At 34.6% G+C, this 26,093-nt stretch carries 22 protein-coding genes and 1 riboswitch; of the genes, 5 read left to right on the top strand and 17 right to left on the bottom strand.

Annotation, left to right across the window (positions count from 1 at the left end; translation table 11 throughout):
- Positions 1-16 precede the first annotated feature (16 nt).
- The 5 genes from glgB to JHK62_RS04455 all read right to left on the bottom strand — a co-directional run bounded on the left by glgB (position 17) and on the right by JHK62_RS04455 (position 7,848).
- Positions 17-1,891 carry a 1,4-alpha-glucan branching protein GlgB gene (gene glgB, locus JHK62_RS04435; RefSeq protein ID WP_199575503.1) on the bottom strand — a complete coding sequence of 625 codons (1,875 nt, stop codon included), beginning with the start codon at positions 1,889-1,891 and terminating at the stop codon, positions 17-19.
- 77 nt (positions 1,892-1,968) lie between these two features.
- Positions 1,969-4,281: a type I pullulanase gene (gene pulA, locus JHK62_RS04440; RefSeq protein WP_199575760.1), complete on the bottom strand. Its 2,313-nt coding sequence runs from the start codon at positions 4,279-4,281 to the stop codon at positions 1,969-1,971.
- A 1-nt stretch (position 4,282) separates the two neighbouring features.
- Positions 4,283-5,323 carry a diacylglycerol kinase family lipid kinase gene (locus JHK62_RS04445; protein ID WP_199575504.1) on the bottom strand — a complete coding sequence of 347 codons (1,041 nt, stop codon included), beginning with the start codon at positions 5,321-5,323 and terminating at the stop codon, positions 4,283-4,285.
- An 11-nt stretch (positions 5,324-5,334) separates the two neighbouring features.
- On the bottom strand, positions 5,335-7,290 hold the full coding sequence (gene ligA / locus JHK62_RS04450; RefSeq protein WP_199575505.1) for an NAD-dependent DNA ligase LigA: 1,956 nt from the start codon (positions 7,288-7,290) through the stop codon (positions 5,335-5,337).
- A gap of 48 nt (positions 7,291-7,338) precedes the next feature.
- On the bottom strand, positions 7,339-7,848 hold the full coding sequence (locus JHK62_RS04455) for a QueT transporter family protein (protein ID WP_199575506.1): 510 nt from the start codon (positions 7,846-7,848) through the stop codon (positions 7,339-7,341).
- Positions 7,846-7,943: riboswitch (PreQ1 riboswitch) on the bottom strand. Its footprint overlaps the gene before it by 3 nt.
- 139 nt (positions 7,944-8,082) lie before the next feature.
- Between JHK62_RS04455 and JHK62_RS04460 the strand changes: the two genes are divergently transcribed.
- A complete protein-coding gene (locus JHK62_RS04460) occupies positions 8,083-8,511 on the top strand; it encodes a GtrA family protein (RefSeq protein ID WP_425507448.1) in 429 nt (142 codons plus the stop codon).
- Positions 8,512-8,532: 21 nt separating this feature from the next.
- Here the strand turns inward: JHK62_RS04460 and JHK62_RS04465 are convergent, their stop codons facing one another.
- The 12 genes from JHK62_RS04465 to JHK62_RS04520 form a co-directional block, all read right to left on the bottom strand.
- Positions 8,533-8,919, bottom strand: coding sequence for a DUF1722 domain-containing protein (locus JHK62_RS04465; RefSeq protein ID WP_199575509.1), 387 nt, complete (start codon positions 8,917-8,919; stop codon positions 8,533-8,535).
- Between the two features lie 29 nt (positions 8,920-8,948).
- On the bottom strand, positions 8,949-9,545 hold the full coding sequence (locus tag JHK62_RS04470) for a response regulator transcription factor (RefSeq protein WP_199575511.1): 597 nt from the start codon (positions 9,543-9,545) through the stop codon (positions 8,949-8,951).
- Positions 9,542-10,630 (bottom strand): sensor histidine kinase, encoded by a 1,089-nt coding sequence (locus tag JHK62_RS04475; protein WP_199575513.1) that lies wholly within the window; start codon positions 10,628-10,630, stop codon positions 9,542-9,544. The genes JHK62_RS04470 and JHK62_RS04475 overlap by 4 nt, the downstream gene beginning before the upstream one ends.
- Positions 10,631-11,371 (bottom strand): ABC transporter permease, encoded by a 741-nt coding sequence (locus tag JHK62_RS04480; protein ID WP_199575515.1) that lies wholly within the window; start codon positions 11,369-11,371, stop codon positions 10,631-10,633.
- Positions 11,358-12,257, bottom strand: a complete 900-nt coding sequence (locus JHK62_RS04485) for an ABC transporter ATP-binding protein (protein WP_199575517.1) — start codon at positions 12,255-12,257, stop codon at positions 11,358-11,360. Before JHK62_RS04485 ends, JHK62_RS04480 begins: the two co-directional genes overlap by 14 nt.
- A 109-nt stretch (positions 12,258-12,366) precedes the next feature.
- Positions 12,367-13,278 (bottom strand): YhjD/YihY/BrkB family envelope integrity protein, encoded by a 912-nt coding sequence (locus JHK62_RS04490; protein WP_199575519.1) that lies wholly within the window; start codon positions 13,276-13,278, stop codon positions 12,367-12,369.
- A gap of 18 nt (positions 13,279-13,296) precedes the next feature.
- Positions 13,297-14,157 carry a methionyl aminopeptidase gene (locus JHK62_RS04495; protein WP_199575520.1) on the bottom strand — a complete coding sequence of 287 codons (861 nt, stop codon included), beginning with the start codon at positions 14,155-14,157 and terminating at the stop codon, positions 13,297-13,299.
- Between the two features lie 14 nt (positions 14,158-14,171).
- Positions 14,172-15,455: a CBS-HotDog domain-containing transcription factor SpxR gene (gene spxR / locus JHK62_RS04500; RefSeq protein WP_199575521.1), complete on the bottom strand. Its 1,284-nt coding sequence runs from the start codon at positions 15,453-15,455 to the stop codon at positions 14,172-14,174.
- Positions 15,448-16,002, bottom strand: coding sequence for a GNAT family N-acetyltransferase (locus JHK62_RS04505; RefSeq protein WP_199575522.1), 555 nt, complete (start codon positions 16,000-16,002; stop codon positions 15,448-15,450). Before JHK62_RS04505 ends, spxR begins: the two co-directional genes overlap by 8 nt.
- 170 nt (positions 16,003-16,172) lie before the next feature.
- Complete coding sequence (gene glgP, locus JHK62_RS04510) at positions 16,173-18,431, bottom strand: glycogen/starch/alpha-glucan family phosphorylase (RefSeq protein WP_199575523.1); 2,259 nt, start codon at positions 18,429-18,431, stop codon at positions 16,173-16,175.
- Positions 18,415-19,932, bottom strand: a complete 1,518-nt coding sequence (gene malQ, locus JHK62_RS04515; protein ID WP_199575524.1) for a 4-alpha-glucanotransferase — start codon at positions 19,930-19,932, stop codon at positions 18,415-18,417. The genes glgP and malQ overlap by 17 nt, the downstream gene beginning before the upstream one ends.
- A gap of 100 nt (positions 19,933-20,032) precedes the next feature.
- Positions 20,033-21,052 carry a LacI family DNA-binding transcriptional regulator gene (locus tag JHK62_RS04520; RefSeq protein ID WP_199575526.1) on the bottom strand — a complete coding sequence of 340 codons (1,020 nt, stop codon included), beginning with the start codon at positions 21,050-21,052 and terminating at the stop codon, positions 20,033-20,035.
- Positions 21,053-21,308: 256 nt separating this feature from the next.
- Here JHK62_RS04520 and JHK62_RS04525 point away from each other — a divergent pair, with 256 nt between their 5' ends.
- From JHK62_RS04525 to JHK62_RS04540, 4 genes are all read left to right on the top strand, one after another.
- Positions 21,309-22,559 carry an extracellular solute-binding protein gene (locus JHK62_RS04525; protein WP_199575528.1) on the top strand — a complete coding sequence of 417 codons (1,251 nt, stop codon included), beginning with the start codon at positions 21,309-21,311 and terminating at the stop codon, positions 22,557-22,559.
- Between the two features lie 135 nt (positions 22,560-22,694).
- Positions 22,695-24,056, top strand: a complete 1,362-nt coding sequence (locus JHK62_RS04530; RefSeq protein ID WP_199575530.1) for a carbohydrate ABC transporter permease — start codon at positions 22,695-22,697, stop codon at positions 24,054-24,056.
- Positions 24,056-24,892: a sugar ABC transporter permease gene (locus JHK62_RS04535; RefSeq protein WP_199575532.1), complete on the top strand. Its 837-nt coding sequence runs from the start codon at positions 24,056-24,058 to the stop codon at positions 24,890-24,892. Before JHK62_RS04530 ends, JHK62_RS04535 begins: the two co-directional genes overlap by 1 nt.
- Before the next feature lie 30 nt (positions 24,893-24,922).
- Positions 24,923-26,062, top strand: coding sequence for an ABC transporter ATP-binding protein (locus tag JHK62_RS04540; RefSeq protein ID WP_199575534.1), 1,140 nt, complete (start codon positions 24,923-24,925; stop codon positions 26,060-26,062).
- Positions 26,063-26,093: the final 31 nt, after the last annotated feature.

Genomic DNA, 26,093 nt, shown 5'->3' on the forward strand with positions numbered 1-26,093 from the left:
CTTTCCTTTTTAGGATTTAAGAACGTCTTTTAATCTTCCAAATACTTGCACCAAGCGCTGGAAGTGTGAAACTGATGGTCTGCTCATAATGTTTCCACAGTCTTGGTTGTGTCTTAGCGTTTTGATTGGTTGTTTTCCAAACACCTCCAAATTCTTCTAATTCAGTGTTTAAAATCTCTTCATAGAGACCAGAAATAGGAACACCTATTGTGAAATTCTTTCTTTCTACTGGTGTCATGTTAAAGACACACACCAATAAATCCCCCTTACTATTTTTCCTAATAAAGGATAAAACTGTTTCAGAACTATTATCTGCATCAATAATATCAAGACCATCATAACTATCATCTATTTGCCATAGTACTTTGTTGTCCTTGTAGAATTGATTAAGAAAACGAGTAAAGTCTTGCATTTTTTTATTCAAAGGATCCTCTAGATTAGACCACACTAGCTGTTCATTATATTTCCATTCTAGAAATTGACCAAACTCACTTCCCATAAAAAGAAGTTTTTTTCCTGGGTGACAGATTTGATAGGTGTAGAGATTCCTTAAACCGGCAAATTGATTGTAACGATCTCCCCACATTTTATGCATCATACTTTTTTTACCGTGAACCACCTCATCATGAGAAAATGGTAGGATAAAATTTTCACTAAAAACATACATAAAACTAAAGGTAACAAGATTAAATTCAAACTGACGGTAGATGGGGTCTTTTTCGTAAAATCGCAAAATATCATTCATCCAGCCCATATTCCACTTATAGTCAAACCCTAACCCACCTTCTGAAATAGGAAGTGTTATAGGCGTAAAGGCTGTTGATTCTTCGGCAATCATCATCACGTCAGGATGATAATGTTTCACTACATTATTTAGTTTTTGTAAGAAAGCATAACCTTCTAAATTGCGATTGCCCCCATCCTTATTAGGAGACCAAGGGCCTTCATCATAATCAAGGTAGAGCATATTACTAACCGCATCTACTCGAATACCATCAACATGATAATGTTCTATCCAAAAAAGAGCACTTGAAATGAGAAAAGAGTGAACTTGATTTTTTCCCAAATCAAAGTTTAAGGCTCCCCAGCGATAATTGTGAGCACGATCATAATCATCATATTCATAGGTCGCTGTCCCGTCAAAGTAGGCTAGAGCATCATCATTGATAATGAAATGACCAGGAACCCAGTCAAGAATAACACCAATATTATTGAGATGACAAGCTTCAACAAAATCCTGAAATTCTTCAGGTGTCCCATAGGTTTGTTCGAAAGCAAAGTAACCCATTAATTGATAACCCCAACTCATATCTAAAGGATGAGACATTAAAGGGAGAAATTCAACATGTGTGTAATTCATCTCAACAAGATAAGGAATCAATTCTTCTTTTAATTGAGAAAATCGGTAAGGTTGTCCAGACTCACCTTTCTTCCACGAACTAGCATGAACTTCATAAATATTCACTGGGCGATTTTTAAATCCAAAACGTTTTCGTCTCCCTAGCCAAAGACCGTCCTTCCATTTTTTTTCAGATAGCGTTTTAACAATGGCCCCTGTGGCTGGTCGTTTCTCCAATTGAAAAGCGTACGGATCCGTTTTTTCAACTATTTCACCACCTTGTCTTGTCACAAGATATTTGTAGATATCATTTTCTTTAGCCTGGTTTGTAAAGATTTCCCAAATGCCTGAATCACTTTTTTCCATTGCAAGAGGGTTTTCATGCCAATTGGTAAAATCCCCAATAAGAGCGACATTTTCAGCATTAGGTGCCCAAACGCGAAAAACATAGCCTTCTTGATTGCGACGAGTTTCAGGATGAACACCTAGAAACTCTTGGGAATGAAAATTTTCACCTTTTCCAAAAAACCAGATTCTATCTTTTATTGTCATTTTTTCTTCCTCTACTATTTGTGACAAGTCTTTTGTATAAACCTTATTAAAACAAAAATAACCTGATAAATATCAGGTTATTCGGTGATATCAAAGACCGTAGCTGTTAAGTTTTCAACCCTATTTTTAGGATTATGATAACGCTTACTATTTGATATCATTATATCATATTTATTATACTTTGTCATATCAATTTGCAAATCACTTCCACTAAGATTGAAAACAATCTTATAGGTTTTTTCACCCTTGACAATAAAACTAATCACACCTGATTGGTAGTTGGCCTCTTCAACAAAAACATGTTCACGAATGTCTTTAAAGCTGGAATAGCTAAAATGATTCGTTTTTGTTTTTAGAGCGATTAATGCTTTAATAAACTCAACTGTTGGTTTATAAAGAGTCACATTATGCCAATTCACTTGATTAACATTATCGGGAGCATTGTAGGAGTTCATTGCTCGCTCTTTATCTTCATTGGTAAGGGTATTGTTTTCACCAGTAGGAAAAAGTTTGGTTCGTAGGAACTCTTGCCCCAACTGCATGAAACTCATTCCCTGCATCAAAAGATTCATTGCTGTGGCTAATTCGACACGTTTGATATGGGTCTTGTGATCATCTTCAGGATGTAATTCAAGAAGTAGGTCATTTAAGTTGTAGTTATCATGAGCTTCAACATAATTTAGCACCTGATGTGGTGCAATGTATTGAACAAGCTCATCACTACCAAGGATACTTTTAGCCACAACATCTTCCGTCGGCTCACCAGAAACAAATCCTCTTTTTAGATGGCCATATACTTCTGCGCCTTTAATAGCATTTCTTTGATCATCGTTGAAAAAACCAATGCCAGGCATTTGGGCAGCATTTTGTTTTTTAGCTTTGTGTTCTGGTAAAAGACCAACTCCCATATCCCAACCCTCACCATACATCATGATTCTTGGGTCGATATCATTAAGCTTATTTCTGATATGATTCATTGTTGCCACATCGTGTAATCCCATTAAATCAAATCGAAAGCCATCAATGTTATATTCGTTTACCCAATAAAGAATTGAGTCGACCATATACTTTCGAAACATTTCTTTTTCACTGGCAGTTTCATTACCACAACCGGAACCGTTTTGAAAAGTCCCGTTAGCATTCATCCGATAATAATAATCTGGGACTGCTATTTGAAGTGCCGAATCTTTTGAAGAATAGGTGTGATTATAAACCACATCCATAACCACTGAAATGCCAGCTTCATGATAGGCTTGAATGAGTTCTTTTAACTCCAAAATACGACTTACTGGATTATGAGGATTTGAAGAAAAACTAGCTTCCGGGACATTATAATTTTCAGGATCATAACCCCAGTTATAGGCATATTCACCGTCAGAATCAAATTGTTGATGATGGTCAAAAATAGGCTGAAGCTGAATATGTGTAACCCCTAAGTTTTTTATATAATCAAAGGTTGTCATATCACCATAGCTATTTTTTGTTCCCTCTTCAAAAGCACCACGAAACTTCCCTCTGTTTTCATAGCGAACACCTGACGTTGGTGATTTGGAAAAATCGCGAATATGCATTTCATAGATAACTGCCTTATTAGGATTATCAAGTCGCCAAGTTGCGTCATTAAGATGCTTAACAGCAAAATTTTCTGGCGTCCTTACTTCTTTTGAGACAACCACTGATCGTCTACCGTTAGCTGTTGTTGCAATCGAGTAAGGGTCTCTCGTTTCTTTAAAAGTTCTTTTGCGATAGTAAATACGATAGCGATAAGCTTGAAAATTAAGATCGCCTGCAACTGTTAAAAACCAGACTCCGTGGGTGTTTGCTTGATGATCATCAGGTGATTCAACATCACCCCTAGTCATTGAAATGACCCTAGACACACTTGCTTTATGGTCAGAAGTTTCATAAAGTATTAACTCAACTTTCTCAGCTGTAGGGGCCCACAAACGAAACTTTGTCTCTTCCTGACTATACTTAAAACCTAACCAACCATCAAAGCCCCACTTTTTATCAAACGAATGACTATTAAGGGCCATATCAAAGCTACGAGGTGAACGTCTACCATAAAAATGACTAGCAACTGCTGCTTGTCTAGAGTAATAGACAGTATCATCACCATCAACAATCCACACTTCTGTTTTATTCTCACCAAAATGACGGTTAATCTGATAATCTGGAGTTTTTTGGCTCCAACCATGACTTTTGAATAAAAGGTAGGCCTCTGAAACAAAGAAAGGTGACTGATAATTCAAATGAGCCACTGCTCCAAAGCTGTCAAAGCGTAAAAAATGAACTTCTTTTCCTAGTTCATTTTCACTCCATTGCCAAATATTTCTATCATAATAATTACCACATTTACTATGGTAATGCACAATTACTATATTATCTATGTTAGTCATTTTCTCCTTTATCCTCATCCATTAGTTGATTTAAGTCATCAACTTCATGTGCAAATTTTTGCGCAATCGCTTCTAACACTAGTTCATCTTGTTCAAAGCTAATTGCTTCATCTGCTAAATCATCTATATTAGTATAAAAGGTAATGTGGTTTTTTAAATTTTCTAATTTAATCGGTGCATCGCCGCCATACTCACCATCTAAATTAATCATCATTTGTTGATCTGTTTGCGGTTCAATCATTATTTTACTAGTTTTTATATAGTCAATGTGTTTGTGGCCAATGTGTTTGCCACCCATTAACATCAAACGTAAAAGATGAACTATTTCAAAAAGATTAGCCGTTTTAACAAGAATTAATGTAAATTTGCCATCATCAAGTTTGGCATCAGGTGCTATCTGCTCAAAACCTCCAACAGAATTAGTTAAGGCAGCAAAAATCATTGATACATTTCCTTCAAATATCCCTTTATCATGAAAAACTTTAACAGGAATATTACTTAATCTTGGTAAAAGTTCCACCCCTTTTGCTAGATAAGCAAGGTAGCCAAACATGGTTTTTAATTGGCTTGGAACACTGTAAGTCAATTCAGTTAAGCTACCCGCAGCAGCTATATTGATAAAATAAGTATCATTAAAAGCCTTACCAATATCCATTTTTAAGGTCCGTTTTTTCCCAATTAATTTTGCTGCCTCAATTGGATCACCTCTTGGAATTCTCAAAGCTCTTGCAAAATCATTAGTTGTTCCTGTTGGAATAATAGCCATTTTGGGCCTTTTATCCAAGGGCGCTATGCCATTAACAACTTCATTAATAGTGCCATCACCACCAGCTGCAACAATTAGATCAAAACCAGAGATAGCTGCTCGTTTGGCTTCGTTCTTGGCAGAATCTGGTTCTGGACTTGTTTGAAAAGCACTTGTTTCGTAACCAAACCCTTCTAAAATTGTCAGAATTTCAGCAACATTTTTCTTGATAATTTCTTGGCCTGAAATGGGATTATAGATTAATCGCGCTCTTTTTTGTTTTTTCATATTAACCTCATTTATAGTGATTGTAACCATGATTCATCTTTAATCGTTATTCCTAAAGATTGCGCCTTGGTTAACTTACTACCAGCATCTTCACCGGCTAAAACAATATCTGTTTTTTTAGAAACACTACTAGTCACATTAGCGCCCAACTGCAATAATTTGTCTTTAGCTTCGTTTCTAGTCATGGTTTGTAATTTTCCTGTTAACACAACAATTTTGCCGGAAAGGACTTGTTCTGAATCATTAGAAGACGAATAATTTGTATTAATTTGATATTTGGTGAGTTCAGCTAATAAGGTTTGACTACCAGTTGTTTCAAAGAATGTTTTAACAGAGACAGCAATGGTGTCCCCCAGACCATCAATGCTTGAAATCTCATCAGTTTTAGCTTTAGCTAAGTTTTCTATGCTGTTAAATTTTTCAAGCAACAAACGACTGGCCTTACTTCCTACATGACGGATACCAAGCCCAAATAACAATTTATCAGCCGCATTAGTTTTAGAAGCTTTTATAGCATCATAGAGTTTTTTGGCTGATTTTTCTTTAATGCCTTCAAGCGTCATTAATTGTTCGACTGACAGATTATAAATGTCTAAAACATCCGACACAAGATTAGCTTTAAATAATTTTTCAACAATCGATGGCCCTAAACCTTTGATATTCATGGCATCACGACTTGCAAAGTGTTCAAGTCTTGCCATTAACTGACTTTGACATAGGGGATTAATACAACGAAGCGCAACTTCCTCATCAAAATGAATCAAAGGGCTAGAACAAGATGGACAAATACTAGGGATTGGTAATTTTTCCTCTTGTTGACGTTTTTCAGGAACAACTCGTAAAACTGCTGGAATAATATCACCGGCCTTATAAACAATAACCGTATCACCAATTCTAATATCTTTTTCAGCAATGTAATCAACGTTATGAAGTGTGGCACGGCTAACTGTTGTGCCTGCTAACTGAACTGGGGTTAAATTAGCAGTGGGTGTTACAACTCCTGTTCTACCAACTGTCCAATCCACAGAAATAATAGTAGCTTCTTTTTCTTCAGCAGGAAACTTATAAGCAATCGCCCAACGAGGTGCTTTAATAGTATAGCCAAGTGCTTCTTGAATGTCTAATTCGTTGACTTTAATCACGACACCATCAATATCATAAGGTAAGGTATTTCTTTTGTCAGCAATCTCACTAATAAACTCCCAAATAGTAGTCATGGAAGAGCTTTTGATAAAGGTTTTATTCACCGAAAAACCCAACTGCACAAGGTGAGAGAGGATTTCTTCTTGACTTCCTTTAGTTGATGGGCCTGCTTCTTGATATAAAAAAGTGGCTAGCTTACGTTTAGCGACAACACTTGTATCTAATTGACGAAGTGTCCCTGCAGCTGCATTTCTCGGATTAGCGAATTCTTGTAAGCCATTTTCTTGGCGTTCTTGATTGATTTGATCAAAAGAAGCTCTAGGTAAGTAAGCTTCTCCACGCACAGTGATACTTTCCTTACTATTAATGGTTAGAGGAATGTCTTTAATGCGTTTCAAATTTTCTGTAATATTTTCCCCAATTTGCCCATCTCCTCTTGTTGCCCCCACTTCTAAAACGCCGTCAGTATAGGTAAGAGAAATTGATAAACCATCAATCTTTAGCTCAGCCACATAAGTCGCATCTGGGAATTTCTCTTTAATACGCTCATCAAATGAAAACAACTCTTCACGAGAAAAAGCATCCTGCAGAGAAAATAAAGGATAACGATGTTCGTATTTTTCAAAAGACTCTAATAAGACCCCACCAACTCTATGGGTGGGGCTATCTGGTAAAACTAATTCTGGGTATTTTTGCTCTAAGTCAACTAACTGACGATAAAGCTTATCATACTCAGCATCTGAAATGCTAGGTGAGTCATTAGTATAGTATTCTTTTGCATAGTGATTTAGTTGATCAACTAATTGTTTGATTTGATTTTTCATAATATTATTTTATCATATTCAGATAAAAAACGCTCTCGATGAGAGCGTTTATTTGTTAATGTCAATGGTTTTAGATAATTTTTCAATAATAACAGCACCCACTAGTAAAGAAAGCAATTCGCCAATACCAGTTGTAAACCAAGTAATCCAAAATGGTGCCCCAAATAAATAGTGAAGTTCTAAGGCAATTGTTATCATACTAGCGGCAAAAAAGAATGAAAAGTAGAGAAAGCCTTTAGATAACAAGCCATTTAATAAGTAGTCATTCTGGTATTTTTGAAACAACTTGATACCAAGCGTTACAAAGATTAAGGTTGATAGGCCTCCGACAAAAACATCTATCACACCAAAGCTATAAAGATTTGAAATCATACAGCCAATTGTCACTGCAATAATATATTTCCTGTTATAAAACCCAAGAAAGTTTAACATTTCTGAGACACGAAATTGATAGGCCCCGAAACTAATAGCATTTAGTGGTGGCATTATTGTTAAAACAATATAAACAGCTGCTACTACTGAAATATGTAGGTAATCTTTAGTTGTTAATGGTTTCATTTTCTTCTCCTTTAGTGGCTTAACCACGTGTAATATGCTTGGTGAAAGGGAAATAAGCACCAAGGGTTGTTAAACAACCTCACTATTGTAACACTTTTTAAAATAAAAAGAAAGGCTGTTATATTGATTGTTTACATGAAATAATCACTTTATGAGAGATTATTGACTAAAATAATATTGAAAATCACTATCTTTTGGTAAAATAGTGGTATGATATCAAAATTAATGACTTTTATTAAAAAACTCTGGGCAATGGAGTTGATTAAATATTTATTTTTCGGTGTACTAACCACACTCGTTTATTTTGTCAGCCGAACGGCTTTGTTTCTCCAACTGAATCAAGCTCTTGTTTCTGCCTTAATAGCCAATATTGTTGCCATTTTATTTGCTTTTTTTGTCAATGATCGCTTTGTGTTTTTACAGGATAAAACAGGTCGTCTGAAACGCTTAATTCAATTCTTTTTCGCCAGAGTATCTACTCTTGTTTTAGATGCCCTATTGGCGCTTGTTTTTGTTGATCGCTTTCCAAATCTCATTGGACAATTCGTCAATTATGATTTAAAAATGGTCAATCTCATCGAAACTATTCTCTCTCAAATTGCCATATTAGTCATCAACTATCTTTTAAGTAAATATTTGATTTTTAAAAACAAAAAACACTAAATCTGATTGGGTTTAGTGTTTTTAGAAACCTTCTTCAAAAAATTTTGAGTCAAGAAGATAATGTTTTTGATATTTAACAGCCAGTTCCTTTATTAATTGTGCTAATTCTTTTTGATAGAAAAATGCATTTACAATATAGGTTTTATAGGCATCTTTTTCAATACTTGAGGCTTCTTTTTTAAAATAACCCCACATGTGCTGAAAGGCTGTGGTCAGTGTTTCTTTGGTTGGTTCTAACATTTTTGCCTCTTCAATGTAAGACCAAAATAAGTCTTCCTTATCTGTATCCCACTCATTTCCCTTAAATAAGAGACGGATCTGATTATAATAAAACTGAGAATGGCCCATCACCCAATATTTATGATAGGCCCACTCTTTTTGTACTTTTTTTAAATGATCTTGTTCCATTAAACTATCCTTCATTTTATTTTATTATTCTAAAGCCAGCCATTTTCACGCGCTATTTGTACTGCCTTGGTGCGATTATGAGCTGATAACTTATTAAAAATACTGGTTAAATAATTTCTAACTGTCCCGTTTGAAAGAAATAATAACTGGGCAATTTCCTCGTTGGAACATCCTTTAGCGACTAATTCTAAAATATCTAATTCTCTTTTACTTAAAGGATTCGTCGTAAAAGCCATTCCTTCCACTAATTCAGGGGAGTACTCTTTTTTTCCTGCTAAAACAGTGTGAATAGTTCCCATTAGTTCAGATGCTGAGCGGTCTTTTAAAACAAAGGCGTCGACCTGAGCTTCTAAAGCTCTTTTAAAGTAACCTGTTCGTTTAAAAGTTGTTAGAATAATCACTTTTAAATCACTATGACTTCTCACCCATTCTAAAACATCAAGTCCCGTTTTATAAGGCATTTCAATATCTAAAATAGCGACGTCTACACTTTCTTTCGACAAAATATCAATAGCTTCTTGACCATCAGAAGCTTGCAAAATGACATCAACGTCATCTTCCATTAATAATAATTGGCAAAGAGCATCCCTTAACATGGCTTGATCTTCTGCAACTAATAATTTCATGAGTGTAATCCTTCTTTAAGAGTAATTTGAATACGAGTAGGTTGTTTTAATGAGGTTATTTTTAGACTTCCGTCCACTAGACTTAGCCTATCTTTAATGGATGATAGCTCGTCTCCTTTTAAGGTTGAAAAACCAACACCATCATCTTCAACAACTAGCGTGATGTCTTTTTCTCTGTACAAGCTGATACGGCTATTCTTAGCATGGCTATGTTTGATAATATTGTTGGTAAGCTCCCTAATAAGCATCGTTAGTGTTGATTGAATCACAGGTGATAAATTGTCTAAATTTAGTTGATTATCAATCGTTAAAGTGATATTAGCAAGCTCAAAAAGCGTTTCAATGGTTTCAAGTTCCTCAGTAACTGTTCTAAATTTGAGATTATTAATAATACTTCTGACCTCACTCATCGAGTCCTTACTCATCTGGTGCAGTTCTGTTAATTCTTTTTCGACAAGCGTGGTCTGACCTTTTTCTAATTGTTTGAGCGCTAATTCTGATTTAATCGTCATCATTGCAAATACATGACCTAAAGTATCATGGAGATCACGTCCAATACGATTTCGTTCATTTTCAGCCATCAGAACATTAATATAAGCATTTTTTTGCTCAATTTCAGCCTTTTGTTTTTCTTCATTTTGAATTCTCAAGCTGATAAAATAAAAACTTAACATGAAAATACTAACAAAGATGGTAAATAAAGTTTCTTCGATATTTTGACCAAACCATAATTGATAGGAGTTTAGAAAACTGATAGCCAGTAAAAAACTAATGGGCCGATAATGTTTAAATGAATCATGGAAACGATAAACCAGTAAATTGGTTGTGTAGAAAAAATACCAGATAATGCCAATATTAAACGTAAGGCACATAAAAAGAATATAGCCCAACATATAAAACCAAGCCAATAAATGGTATTTCCCCAAGCCTTTTATCACTAAATAGAGGTAAGCTAAAATAAATAACAGGATTAAAACAAGGTGCCACAATGGCAAAGAACCATTAATAATAGCTACTATTGGGAAAATGAGAAAACTTAAAGAAGCATAGTAAAACAAATGGTAACTATTTTTAATCTGTTTCAATTAATTAACCTCAACTTTTTTCTTTATAATAAAACTTATCATCAGTATTACTATAGCATAAAAAACTAAAATAATGAGCGAATTGATGGAAAATTTATCTGCAAAATAACTAATCAGCATATTGTTATAGTGATAGGTTGGTGTAAATTTAGAAATACTTTGTAACCAACTTGGAAAGGAATCTACTGGCATCCACAAGCCACCTAAAATGGCTAGGCTCATATATAAAATATTACCAAAAACACTTAAGGTTTCAGAGGATTTGATAAAACTCAAAAGGATACCTAAAGGCATAAAGCAAATGGCACCAAAAAATAATAATAGGCCTGAATTTAACCAATCATTAATCGGCATTGACACATCTTGTACAAAACGTCCACTAAGAAAAACGAAAATAATAGCAAGTAAAAAGCTGACTAAAATTCTGATAACTTTTGCCATGAAATATTGCCAGATGGAAACTGGTGAGTGACTCAAATGTTTGATGTAATAACTTTTACGATCTTCTTGAATGGAAAAAGGAAAAGTAAAGAGTGCAAAACTAATACTCGAAAAAGCGGTCATTGACATCATGGTTTGTCTAATCACAAGAGGTTGAATGTTTTTTGGCAATTCCCCTAGCAAAATGCTTGAAAAAAGGAGGAAAAAGGCTATCGGCATCCCTATCCCTAAAATAAAACTAGAAAAAGTTCTTTTAGCCTGTAAGTACTCTTTTTTTAATAGTGCTTTAAATATGGTCATGGTAAGTATCCTTTCTACTATCAAATATACTATCTAGCAATGTTCTATTGGTCATTTCAATAGCCTCAATGGGACAATTGGCCTCAACAAGGGATTGCCAAATGGCATTTGGTTTTTTTGTCATAAATGAGATAGTATCGTTTTTCAGCTCAAGATTACTGATAATGGTTTGATCTATGTCATCTAAATATTTTTTAGGAAGAACAAAGTGCTTGCTTTTTTCTTCGCTTCTTAACAAATAAGGTGTTGTGTCTTTAAGTAATTTGCCTTCATGCAAAACCAAGATGCGATCTGCTGTGTGCTCTACTTCTTCAATATAATGAGAAGAGTAAATAATTGTTTTTCCTGAAGTTTTTAAGTGATTGATAATTTCCCAAAAACGTTTCCTGGTTGATGTATCCATTGCGGTAGTTGGTTCGTCAAGAAAAATAATATCGGGTTGACCAATCAAGGTTAACACAAAGTCCAATAGTCGTCTTTGACCTCCAGAAAGTTTACTGGCAAACTGCTTCTTTTGTTTTGGATTAAAAGCAAGTAAATCGTCTATTTCTTTTTCGTTTAAAGGGTTAGGATAGAGAGCTCTTTGAAAATCAATTAACTCTTGGACAGTCATCTTATCCTGAATCAGATTATCTTGAAAGAGCACGCCAACTCTTTTTTTCAGTCTATGATCATTAGCGCCGTATCCCAAAACCTCTATAGTCCCAGAAGTAACTTGATAATCTCCTAAAAGACAAGTCATTAAAACTGTTTTTCCTGCTCCATTGGGACCAATTAGAGCTAAGCAATCGCCTTCAAAAATTTCAAACGAGAGATCGTCCAAGATTGTTTTTTCTTTAAATTGTTTCTTCAAATGATTAACTGATATGGCTGGTTGTTTATTCATAATCAACATCCTTTCTATGACACTATCTTAACAGTTAATGCCTTTTAAAATAAGTTAAAAAAAGCATGATCTCATATGACATTTGTCATAAAAAAAAGACTCCTTAGAGTCAATTTTTGTTTTTTGAAAAAAGTGATTCAAAGAAAGAGAGGATTGTCCCTCGCCTTGCTTCAAAAGTCTTCACGTGTTGCTTTTGATAGATAGCATTGATAATGCCTCCAATAATAAGAATCTTGGAAAAAAAGATAAACCAAAACATAATGGCAAAAAGGGTCACAGACCCTAAAATCCGAAGATTTTCCATGTTTTGAATGGTATTTCCAATGTAATTTCCTACAAGATTAGTAAAGAAGACAAAGACAAGACTAGTAAATACTGTTCCTGGAATAACATAGCGAATTTTTTGAATTCTAACATTTGGTAAAATGAAGTATAAAAATGCTAAGGTAATAAAAGACAAGAGTCCAGTTATCGGTTGAATTAGACTATCTAATAACTGATACAATTTTTGACTAAATTCTAGTCGTTGGTACAGTAAAGCCAAAAGGCTACTACCAAAGGTTGAAATGATAACAGCAATAATAAGAAAAACAATTAAGACTAGGCTAGAAAAAACTCCAACCAATCGACTAATGACAAAATCGCGATGATCTTGCATGTCATAAGCTTTATTCATTGCTTTTTGGAGAAAGACCAAACCTTTTGAAATAGTCCAAAGAGCTGCTACAATTGATAACCAAACAAGCCCAGAAGACGGCTGTTGAAAAATACCTTGAATAACGGTTGCAACACTCTCATATAATTGTGCTGGTAGATAATCCTTTAGAAACTCTAACAATGCTGAAGTATCAATATTAAAATAGGGGAAAATATTTGCTAATAAGATAAGAAAAGGAAAGACTGTTAGCATCATATAATAGGCAACAGCAATGCTAGATAAGTCCATATCAGAATTTTTATAATGCGCTAAAAATGACTGGATAACTGCATTGTTTTGCCATTTACTCATTAATTTTTTCACATTTCCTCCTAGACTTACTTAGTAAGTTCCCTCTTCTCCTTGACTGGTTAGAATTTTTGGACCATCTTTAGTGATCACAAATTGATGTTCGTATTGACAAGACAAGCCACCATCTATTGTTTTATGGGCCCATCCAGTTTTAAGGTCCGTATCAATTTCCCAGGTTCCTGTGTTAATCATAGGCTCAACGGTTAGGACCATGCCTTCTTTTAAACGAAGTCCGCGACCAGCAACTCCATAGTTTGGTATCATAGGTTCTTCATGCATAGTTGGCCCTACACCATGACCAACCAAATCTCTGACAACACCGTAACCAAAACTTTCGGCATATTCTTGAACGGCAGCCCCAATATCACCAACACGATTTCCGATAACGGCTTTTTCAATGCCTCTATACATGGCTTCTTTAGTAACGGCCATTAGTTGCTTGATTTCTTCTGACACTTCACCTACCGCATAGGCCCAACAAGAATCTGCCAATCCACCTCGATAAGTGTCAGTGTGCTTTTTCATCTCTGGAATATTGTTAAAATCTAATTTAGAGACATCAAGAACTGATTTATCAAGTGGTTCACTAAGAACCATATCAACTTTTAATAAATCACCTGCTTTTAAAATATAGTGTCTTGGAAAGGCATGAGCTACTTCATCATTTAAAGCACAACAAGTCGCATAAGGATAGTCCATTATTTGACCATCTACTCCAATTTGAAGGGGAAGGACATTACTTTCTTTACAACGTCTTCTAACATATTCTTCCACTTCCCACATATCAACACCAGGTTTGATAATTTTACGTAAACCAATATGAATGCTGGCTAAAAAATCACCTGCTCTATCCATAGCTTCAACTTCTCTTTTAGACTTTAATGTAATCATTGTTTTTCTCTTTTCTAATTCATTTTTGTACTAACAACTGCTTTAGCAACAATCCGATTTTGTAGTTGGATTTCAAAATCTAGCGTACTGCCTCGGCGGCCTTCAGCAATAATTCTTGGATAAATTTTTAAATTATCTTCGACTTGAACAGCTTGAAGGAAATAAACCATCACCTGTTCAATAATAATATTTCTACTTTTTTTCTCTTTAAGAAGGCGTAAGGTGATCTCTTTAATAATTTCAACCAATACACCATGAGATAAATTTCCAGAGACGTCAATCATAACCGGTTCAACCATAAAACTGTAAAAATTCCCATCCGTTTTAAGATTAGACAGAATTTGTTCGCTATAGGTGTATAGTTGCCCTTGTTTGTCATCTTGGATGCTTTCCATGACTTTACGTCTTGTCACAACGCCAAGAAGGGTGTTATCATCAGAAACCACCGGTAACATGTCATAATCTTCAAAAATCATTTGTTGACTAATAGGCGCTAAACTGACATCAGGTTTAGTGAGAACAGGATTTTTAGTCATCACTTTTTCAACAACTGTTGTCCCTTTTTTACCTGTGATATCACGCATGCTAACAACACCAACCACAATACCTTTATCATTTATAACTGGAAAACGCAGATAATTATGTTTTTTGACAAGATTAATATAATCTTTAATCGTATCTGTCAACTGTAAAAAACCATAGTCGCTTTTAAAGTGATAAATCTGATCAACCGTTTTAACATTAGTCTTTATTCTAGCGTTAGATAGAGCTTTATTAATCTTAGTTGCAACAGTAAAGGTATCAAAAGAGGTTACCATAACAGGTATCCCAAGTTGGTTTGAAGTATTAATGACTTCCTCAGAAACTTGAAAGCCACCCGTGACTAAGATAGCATTATTGTTTTCCAGTGCTAATAACTGGATGTTTTTACGATCCCCGACAATTAACAAACCACCTTTGACAAGATATTTCATAATATTTTTTCTTGTCATTGCACCGATAGAAAATTTACTAAACTCATGTCCAAGACCAGAATGACCCGCTAAAACTTCAGAATCACTGATTCTTGCAATTTCTGCATAAGTTAATTTATTTAGTGATTGTTTGGGCTTAGCACCAATCCGAACGGTGCCACTTCTAGGCTTGGTTTCTACTAAGCCTCTATTTTCAGCTTCCTTAATGGCACGATAAGCGGTCCCGTCACTCACTTTTAAACGATTAGAAATACTTCTAACACTAACTTTTCTTCCAATTGGAAGATTCTCTAAATAGTTTAAGATATCAAGATGTTTACTCATAATAATAACCACTTTTTCTTAATTCAAAAAGGAGATATTCTCTCGTTTTATGCGTATATCGGTCACTCCCTCTATACCTTTTAACCTTTTTAAACCCTGCTTTTTGAGCAACCTTTTGACTGGCACTATTTTCTAAGTGGGTGACAATTAACAATCGTTTTAAGCGAAGGTCATTTATAGCAAGAGCAACTATGGTTTTCAGAGCTTGAGTGGCAAATCCTTGTGACCAAAAATCTTTATGAATAAAATAAGAGATTTCAACCTCACTACGATAAAAATCTAGTTTTTCAAAACGGATGGCACCAATTAAGGTCTGACTCTTTTTTTCTTCAATTGCCCAGTTGCCAAGAGGAGTTTTCATAAAGGAGTGAACCATTAGATAATCGCTTTCCTCTTTCGTTTTAATACTAGGTGAATCAAATGAGAGATTACCACTTGCTCTAGCAATGGCAAAAAAAGCCTGACTGTCACTAAAACGAAAAGGTCTTAACAGTAGTTGACTAGTTTCTATATGAGAATATCGTCCTAATGTTGTCCAAATATCCATAAGGTTATCATACAGTTTTTTTGCATACTAGTCAATGAAGAAATGTAGCCACTGTAAGGAGTTCCTTGTTTTTATGACATCTTTCAAAAAAAATTAAAACAGCCTAATAGAAAATTCCCATCACTGAGAAGCGATGGGAATTAAGAAAATGAAATGAGAACTATTATCTATTAGCTATGCCAGATATCATCGTTATATTGTTTGATAGTTCTATCAGATGAGAAGAAACCAGCTTTAGCAATATTATGAATCACTTTTTTAGACCATAAGTCTTGGTTCTCATAGTCTGAGAAGACTCTTTCTTTCATCACAATATATTCTTTCAAATCAATTAAGGTCATAAACCAATCTTTACTAATTAATTCATGGTGAAGTCTTTCAAGGCGTTCTTTGTTCCCATAAGGCATTAATTGATCGCTAACAATAAAATCAACCGCTTCTTTAATCACCTCATCTTGATAGTACTCATTCGCATGATAGCCAGAGGTAGCGTAGAGATCAATAATTGTGTCACTATCTTTACCGAAAGTATAAATGTTATCCATTCCGGCTAATTCAGCAATTTCAACATTTGCTCCATCCATTGTTCCAAGGGTTAAGGCACCATTTAGCATGAATTTCATATTACCAGTACCAGACGCTTCCTTAGAAGCTAGTGAAATTTGTTCAGAAATATCAGAAGCTGGAATCAATTTTTCGGCAACAGTTACATTATAGTTTTCTACTAAATGCACATTGAGGTATTGATTCACTTCAGGATCGTTATTAATCAGTTCAGACAAGCTGAGGATTAAATGAATGATATCTTGAGCAATGGTATAGGCTGGAGCAGCTTTACCACCAAAGATAATTGTAATCTTACGTTTTGGTAGATTGCCTTTTTTAATGTCTAAATATTTATGAATAACATATAAAGCATTCATTTGTTGGCGTTTGTACTCATGGAATCGCTTGATTTGAGTATCGATAATTGAGTTTTCGTCTAATTCAATATTCTTATTGTCTTTAAGATAACGCTTAAGAGCCAATTTGTTGTTGAATTTAATGTCAGCCAACTTCTTGTGAACACTACTGTCATCAGCAAATTCTAATAACTTTTCAAGTTGAGTAGCGTCTTCTAAATAACCATCTCCAATCAATTCTTTGAGATAATCAGCTAATTCTTGGTTAGCAAATTCTAACCAACGTCTAAAGGTGATACCATTTGTTTTATTGTTGAATTTTTCAGGATACAATTCATAAAAATCTTTCAACTCACTGTTTTTCAAGATTTCTGTGTGAAGTGCTGCCACCCCATTAACACTGTTTGAGTAGTGAATATCCATATGTGCCATATGAACACGACCTGATTCATCAATAATATGAACAGAAGGGTTTGAGTAGTCTCTTTTAACAAGTTCATCTAACTGGCGAATAATAGCAACAAGATGTGGCACAACTTCTTCTAAGTATTCAAGAGGCCATTTTTCCAAGGCTTCTGCAAGAATGGTATGGTTGGTATAGCCTGTCATTGCTTTTACAATTGAAACTGCTTCTTCAAACGAAATGTCATGTTTTTCAGTTAACAAACGAATCAACTCAGGAATCACTAGTGATGGATGCGTATCATTAATTTGAACATAAGCATAGTCAGCCAAATCATGAAGGTTGCTTCCTCTTTCAATCGCTTCATCGATTAATAGTTGAGCGGCATTAGAAACCATGAAATATTGTTGATAGATACGAAGCAATTCACCTGTTTTATCTGAATCATCTGGATAAAGAAAGAGAGTTAAATTATTTTTAATATCGCTTTTATCAAAAGAAATACCTTCTTTAATCAAACCATAATCAACTGACTCAATATCAAACAAATTAAGATAATTTTTTGTCTCTTTTTGATAACCTAAAACATCAATACGATCCAATTTTGATTTGAGAGTAAAGTTTTTAAAAGGAACATCGTAACTAATATCGGTCGGTTGTAACCAACTATCATTTTCAATCCAAAAATTAGGTTCAGCTTCTTGTTGGTTGTCTCTAAACACTTGTCTAAATAGCCCACAGTGATAGTTTAATCCCACACCCTCACCATTTAAAGCGAGTGTTGACATAGAATCGACAAAACATGATGCTAATCTTCCTAGACCACCATTTCCTAAAGATGGCTCTGGTTCAACATCTTCAATCTGACTAATTGATTTACCAGCTTGTGCTAATTCTTCCTTGATTTCTTTATAGATACCTAAATTAATCAAGTTGTTAGACAATAATTTCCCAATAAGAAATTCCGCTGAGATGTAATAAACTTTACGTTTTGCTTTATTTTTCTCTTTTTTTGCCGCTTTTTCTTTGACATAGTCAAGTAATTGAACATAAATCTCTTCGTTTGTTAACTCTTGTAGCGGCTTGTTTGTTTTTTCTAAAACATAGTTAGTTAAATAAGTCATTTTTTTCATTTCCCCTTTGATATAATGTAGTTATTTTAATTAAAAAGTCTTTCTTATCTTGTGTTAACTCTTCTTTTTTCATACGCCATTGCCAATTGCCTCCAACAGTTGACGGCATATTCATTCGTGAATCGGCATCTTTGTCTAAAATATCTTGCATGGTGGCAATGACGGTGTTACTAGACGTTGCAAAAAGAACACGAAGCATGGCTTGGCTAACTGGTTCAATCGGTTTACGATTACTATAAGCATCAAAATAATCTTTTTGTTCAGGACTAAGATTATCATACCAACCATTGATCACTTCGTTATCATGTGTTCCAGAATAAGCAACACTATTTGGAATACAACGATGAGGACTATCAATGCTTTTACCCTCAATGTCATAAAAACCAAATTCAAGAACCTTCATTCCTGGAAAATTAGCAGCCTGCAACAATTGTCTTGCTTTCTCATCAATATTTCCTAAGTCTTCAGCGATTATAGGTAACTCACCAAGGGCCTCTTTAACGGCATTGAATAAGTCGATTCCAGGACCAGGCTGCCAGCTACCGTAGCGTGCAATTGCAGCTTTACCATCAATTTCCCAATAATCAGAAAATCCTTTAAAATGGTCAATTCTTAAATAATCGTATAGTTTGAAACTCTCTCTAATACGCTCAATCCACCAAGCATAACCTGTTTTAGCATGATTTTCCCAATCGTAAATAGGATTTCCCCAAAGTTGACCGTCAGCACTAAAATCATCAGCAGGTACACCAGCCACAAATAAAGGATTTCTCTCATCATCTAATTTAAAGAGTTCTGGCATGGTCCACACTTCAACGCTGTCAGCAGAGACATAAATCGGCATATCTCCAATAATAGCAATATTTCTTTGATTGGCATACGCTTTTAATTTTTGCCACTGTGAAAAGAAAAAGTACTGGCAAACTTTATGGTAATGAATTTCTTTAGCTAATAGTTGGCGGTAATGAGTCAATGTTTCTTCATCACGAGAAATGGCTTTTTGATCATCCCACAAAGGAAGAGCCTTATTATCGAAATGCTCTTTAAGAGCCATAAACTCAGCATAGTTGGTTAACCAAGAATGATTATCAGACTCAAAGGCCGCATAATCTTGCTTAAATTCTTCAATAGATAAAAAATTGTCAACAGCCTTTTCAAGAATTGGACGTCTAGTATCAAACAAAAGCTCATAGTCTACTTCTTCATCATTTCTTGAAAAAACAACATTGGCATAATCTGTTTCTTCTAAAATACCTTCTTGTGCTAAAAAATCAAAATCAATAAGATGAGTATTTCCAGCCATGGCTGAAAAAGATTGATAAGGTGAATCGCCAAAACTAGTTGTTGTCAAAGGAAGAATTTGCCAATAGGTTTGTTTTGTTTCAACTAAAAAATCAATAAAGTCATATGCTTCTTTACCAAAAGTCCCTATTCCAAACTTTCCTGGTAATGATGTTATGTGCATTAAAACACCACTTGCTCGTTTGTCCATAGCTTATACCTCGATTTTATTTTTTGCTAATGAAATTATAACGCAAACGGTTGCATAGGTCAAGCTTTTTCAAAAAAAAATAAGAAAGAGAAACTCTTTCTTATAATTTATAGAGATCACGCACACTTTCTCTTTCCTTTAAAAGGAAAGGAACTGTCTCTTTTTGATAACTTTTTTTCTTGTGATGAAGTTTGTCTAATAATCCTAACAGACTTGATTTGCCCAACTGCTTTATGTTGATATCGAAAGTCGTGAGATAAGGATGGATAATTTTGGAATAAACGGAATTGTTAAAGGAAATTATTGAAATATGTTCTGGTACTTTTATATTGTAGAAAGATAAAAATTGGATAACCCTAACAGATAACATATCATCAATTACAATTAAAGCTGTGATATTTTCATTTTTTATTTTTTTAATCACATTATCTAACGATAAAGGATCATGTCTATCAAATAAAGTACTACCATAATTTTTAATTTTTAAAATTTTTGTTCCCAAAGTATAACCAAGAAAACGTTCTGAGTTCACTGTTGCTTGTTCATCATCAGTGATAAATAAAATATTTTTATGACCTTTTTCATAAAGATAGTCAACAGCAGTCTTTGCCATTAATTGGTTATCATTGTCAATATAAGTAATTGCTTCTTCTTGCGATTCTTGTGAACCAACAACAACAAAAGGAATGTTATGTTGACTAAGGTAAAGACTAACTGGGTCATTTTTTTTCGAATATAGAACAATAAAGCCATCTACTCTTTTTTGACGATACATAATTTTAGCTTGATCTCTTAAGCTTTCTGGTGAATCACCTGTAGCAATGGAAACTGTAAAGTCTTTCTTTTTAGCTTCATCGTTAATCGTAGTTAAAATTTCCATGAAAAAAGGTTGACTAATACGATCTGAGCTTGTTAACGGTGGTAAAATAACGCCAACGCATTGCGTTAAACCACTTGCTAACATTTGGGCAGCAAAATTAGGAACATAGCCTAAATCATCCATTGCTTTTCTAACTTTTTCTTTAGTCTTTAAGGATATGGAATGACTATTTTTTAATGCTCGACTAACTGTTGATGGATTAACACCAGCTTTCTTGGCAACGTCTTTTATGGTAACCATCAGTTGCCACCTCCCTTGAAATATAATATATTAAACTTATTTTCTATTCTACAATAGATTTTCATTTTAAACAAGCCAGTTTAAATGATGGGTATTATATTACTTCTATAATAAAATTAATGAATTATCATTTCTTTTTTCTTATTTTGAAAAAAATTTTTAAAAAAATAGGTCAAAACACTTGACATTTTCTGCAAACGGTTGCATAATAGTAATGTAATTAAATATATTTCATGTTTCAGGGAGGAAACAAGCTATGAAAAAATGGCAAAAATTATTGATTAGTGGTGCAAGTTTAACACTTGCTAGTACTTTATTAGTCGCTTGCGGATCTAATGATAAAAAATCAGAAACTGCATCATCATCTGATGACAAAACAATTAAATTATGGGTCCCAACCGATTCAAAAGACTCTTATAAAGATATTGTTGCTCAATTTGAAAAAGATTCTGGTTATAAAGTTCAAGTTGTTGAATCAGAAGACCCTAAAGCACAAGAAAAAATTAAAAAAGATGCAAGTACTGCTGCTGATGTCTTCTCACTTCCACACGATCAACTTGGTCAATTAGTTGAATCAGGTGTTATTCAAGAAATTCCTGAAGAGTATTCAAAAGAAATTGCTGATACTGCTACAGAACAAGCAATTGCTGGTGCGCAATACAATGGTAAAACTTATGCATTCCCATTTGGTATTGAATCACAAGTACTTTTCTACAACAAAGAAAAATTATCTGAAGAAGATGTTAAATCATATGAAACAATCACTTCAAAAGCAACCTTTGGTGAAACCTTCAAACAAATGAACGCTTATGCAACTGGTCCATTATTTATGTCAGTTGGTGATACTTTATTTGGTGAAAATGGTGAGGATGTTGCCGGAACTAACTGGGGAAATGAAGCTGGTGTTTCAGTTCTTAAATGGATTGCAGACCAAAACAATAACTCTGGATTTGTTAACTTAGATTCAAGTAACGTGATGTCATCATTTGGTGAGGGAACAGTTGCTGCTATTGAAACTGGTCCTTGGAACTACCAAGCAGCTCAAGAAGCGATTGGTGCTGATAATTTAGGAATTGCTGTTTACCCAATGATTAACATTGGTGGACAAGACGTTCAACAAAAAGCGTTCCTAGGTGTTAAACTTTATGCTGTAAACCAAGCACCTGCTAAAGGTGATGCTAAGCGTATTGCTGCAAGTTACCAATTGGCTTCATACTTAACTAATGCTGAAAGCCAAGCTAACCAATTTGAAACTCGTACTATTATCCCAGCAAATAAAGAAGTTCAAGCTTCTGAAGTTGTTCAAAATCATGATTTAGCACAAGCCGTAATTAAAATGGGATCTTCAACTGATTACACTGTTGTTATGCCTAAGTTGAGTCAAATGGGTACCTTCTGGACTGAAAGTGCTGCTATCCTTAGTGATACATACAATGGAAAAATCCCAGAAAGTGACTACTTATCAAAACTTCAACAATTTGATAAAGATCTTGCTGCTACAGAATAATTCATGACACGTAACAAGTGAGGAGAAAACTTCTCCCCACTTGTTTTATTTAGTAAGAACCTCTGCTAATTAAGCTTTTCATTTGTCAAGTTTAACTAGCAGAGTTTCTGATTATTATTATAAAGGAGTCTTTCTATGGCTAAAGCTATCACATATGAGAATGTCTCTGTCCCGAAAGCTTTTAAAGAAGGTGGCATTGATATTAAACTCTCTTTTTTGATTATGGGATTTGCCAACCTTGCTAATAAACAATTTATTAAAGGATTACTATTTTTACTAAGTGAAATTTTGTTTTTCATTGCCTTTTTTGTTCAAATTATTCCTGCCTTGGCTGGTTTGATTACTTTGGGAACACAAACACAAGGAATGACAACTCAAGAAGTCGATGGTATTACCCTACAGGTGGCTGTTGATGGTGACAATTCTATGCTAATGCTAATTTTTGGATTAGCATCACTTATCTTTTGTCTCTTTTTTGCCTATATTTATTGGTCTAATTTAAAAAGTGCAAGAAATATCTATCTTTTGAAAAAAAATGGTCAAAAAATACCATCGTTTAAAGAAGACTTTAAAACTCTTGCCAATGGTCGTTTCCACATGACTCTGATGGCTGTCCCATTAATTGGTGTCCTTCTTTTTACAATTTTACCACTCATTTATATGATTACCATCGCCTTTACCAATTTTGACCACAGTCACTTACCACCAAAATCACTCTTTGATTGGGTTGGCTTTACTAATTTTGGTAATGTCTTTAGTGGTCGTATGGCAGGTACCTTCTTCCCTGTTCTGTCTTGGACACTGATTTGGGCTGTTTTTGCTACTGCAACTAACTTTTTCTTTGGAGTTGTTTTGGCACTATTAATTAGTACCAAAGGACTTAAATTAAAGAAAATGTGGCGTACTATCTTTGTTATTACAATTGCTGTCCCACAATTTATTTCTCTTTTAATTATGAGAAACTTGTTAAATGATGTTGGTCCTTTAAATTCTTTATTGCAAAATTTAGGATTGATTCGTGAAGGCTTACCTTTCTTATCTGATCCAATTTGGGCTAAATTTTCAATTATTTTTGTTAACATGTGGGTAGGAATTCCCTTTACCATGTTAATTGCAACTGGTATTATCATGAATCTACCTAGTGAACAAATTGAGGCGGCAGAAATTGATGGTGCAAGTAAGTTCCAAGTCTTTAAATCAATTACATTCCCTCAGATTGTTTTGATTATGACGCCAACACTCATTCAACAATTTGTTGGTAACATTAATAACTTCAATGTCATTTACTTGCTTACTGGTGGTGGACCTACAAATTCTCAGTTCTACCAAGCTGGAAGCACTGACCTTCTGGTGACTTGGCTTTATAAATTAACGGTCACTGCTGCCGATTATAACTTGGCTTCAGTTGTAGGGATTTTAATCTTTACAATCTCTGCTATCTTTAGTTTATTAGCCTATACTAGAACCGCATCTTATAAGGAAGGAGTAGCAAAATAATGAAATCTAAAAAACAATTCCGTCTAACGATGGTCTACTTGACACTTATTATTTTATCAATTATTTGGCTCTTCCCTATTGTATGGGTTGTTCTTACTAGTTTTCGTGGTGAAGGCACTGCTTATGTCACCTACTTTATCCCTAAAACATTTACTCTAGACAATTATATTAAGCTATTTACAAATAGCTCCTTCCCATTTGGACGTTGGTTTTTAAATACTTTATTTGTCGCTTCAGCCACTTGTGTTCTTTCAACATTTATCACAGTGGCGATGGCTTACTCGCTTAGTCGTATCAAATTTAAGTTCAGAAATCACTTTTTAAAACTCGCCTTGGTGCTTAATATGTTCCCAGGATTCATGAGTATGATCGCTGTTTACTACATTTTGAAAGCCCTTGGTTTAACTCAAACACTAACATCATTAATTCTTGTATATTCTGCTGGTGCAGCACTCACATTTTACATTGCTAAAGGATTCTTTGACACCATTCCTTATTCTCTAGATGAGTCAGCAATGATAGATGGAGCAACAAGAATGGACATTTTCTTTAAGATAACACTTCCACTTTCAAAACCGATTATTGTCTACACTGCTCTATTAGCATTTATGGGACCGTGGATTGATTTTATCTTTGCACAAGTTATCTTAGGAGATGCCACTAGTAAGTATACCGTTGCTATTGGTTTATTCTCAATGTTGCAACCAGACACCATTAATGAATGGTTCATGGCCTTTACCGCTGGTTCTGTTCTCATTGCCATTCCAATAACCCTTCTCTTCATGTTTATGCAAAAATACTATGTTGAAGGTATTACTGGTGGTTCTGTTAAATAAGAAGCTAAATAATAGTGAGGAAAAATTGTTATGACAACAGTAAAATTAAATAATATCTATAAAAAATATCCTAATAGTAAACACTATTCTGTTGAGAACTTCAATCTCGACATTAAAGATAAAGAATTTATCGTCTTTGTTGGACCATCAGGATGTGGGAAATCAACAACTCTTCGCATGATTGCTGGTTTAGAAGACATTACAAAAGGGGAACTTTACATTGATGAGGAACTCATGAATGATGCTGCCCCTAAAGATCGTGACATTGCCATGGTTTTCCAAAACTATGCCTTATACCCTCATATGACAGTTTATGAAAATATGGCTTTTGGACTTAAACTTCGTAAGTACAAAAAAGACGATATTGATAAACGTGTTCGTGAGGCTGCAGAGGCTATCGGTTTAACTGAATTTCTTGATCGAAAACCAGCTGATCTCTCAGGTGGGCAACGTCAACGTGTCGCTATGGGACGAGCTATTGTTAGGGACGCTAAAGTGTTCTTAATGGATGAACCTCTTTCTAACCTAGATGCTAAGTTACGTGTTTCTATGCGTGCTGAAATTGCAAAAATTCACAGACGTATTGGAGCAACTACCATTTATGTTACCCATGACCAAACTGAAGCAATGACACTTGCTGATCGTATTGTCATCATGAGTGCTACTAAAAACCCTGATGGTACTGGAACAATTGGTCGAGTAGAACAAATCGGTTCTCCTCAAGAACTTTATAGCTACCCTGCAAATCAGTTTGTGGCTGGCTTTATTGGCAGTCCTTCAATGAATTTCTTTAATGTTCAAATTGAAGGTGAAGAAATTGTAGATTCTGAAGGCCTTCGAGTGGCTATTCCAGAGGGACAAAGAAAAGCCCTAGAAGCAAAAGGCTACCTCAATAAACCACTTATTTTTGGTATTCGTCCTGAAGACATTTCAAGCAATCAAATTGTTCATGAAACTTATCCAAATGCTAATGTAACCGCTGAAGTTTTAGTGTCAGAACTACTTGGTAGTGAGACCATGCTCTATGTAAAATTAGGACAAACAGAGTTTGCAGCACGTGTTGATGCAAGAGATTTCCATCAGCCAGGAGAAAGTGTTGATCTTACGTTCAATGTGGCTAAAGGTCATTTCTTTGATATGGAAACTAAAGAACGGATTCATCTTAATTAAAAAAAAGCTATTTAGGTTTTTCCTAAATAGC

The organism is Streptococcus pacificus (genome assembly GCF_016481305.1).
GTDB lineage: Bacteria > Bacillota > Bacilli > Lactobacillales > Streptococcaceae > Streptococcus > Streptococcus pacificus.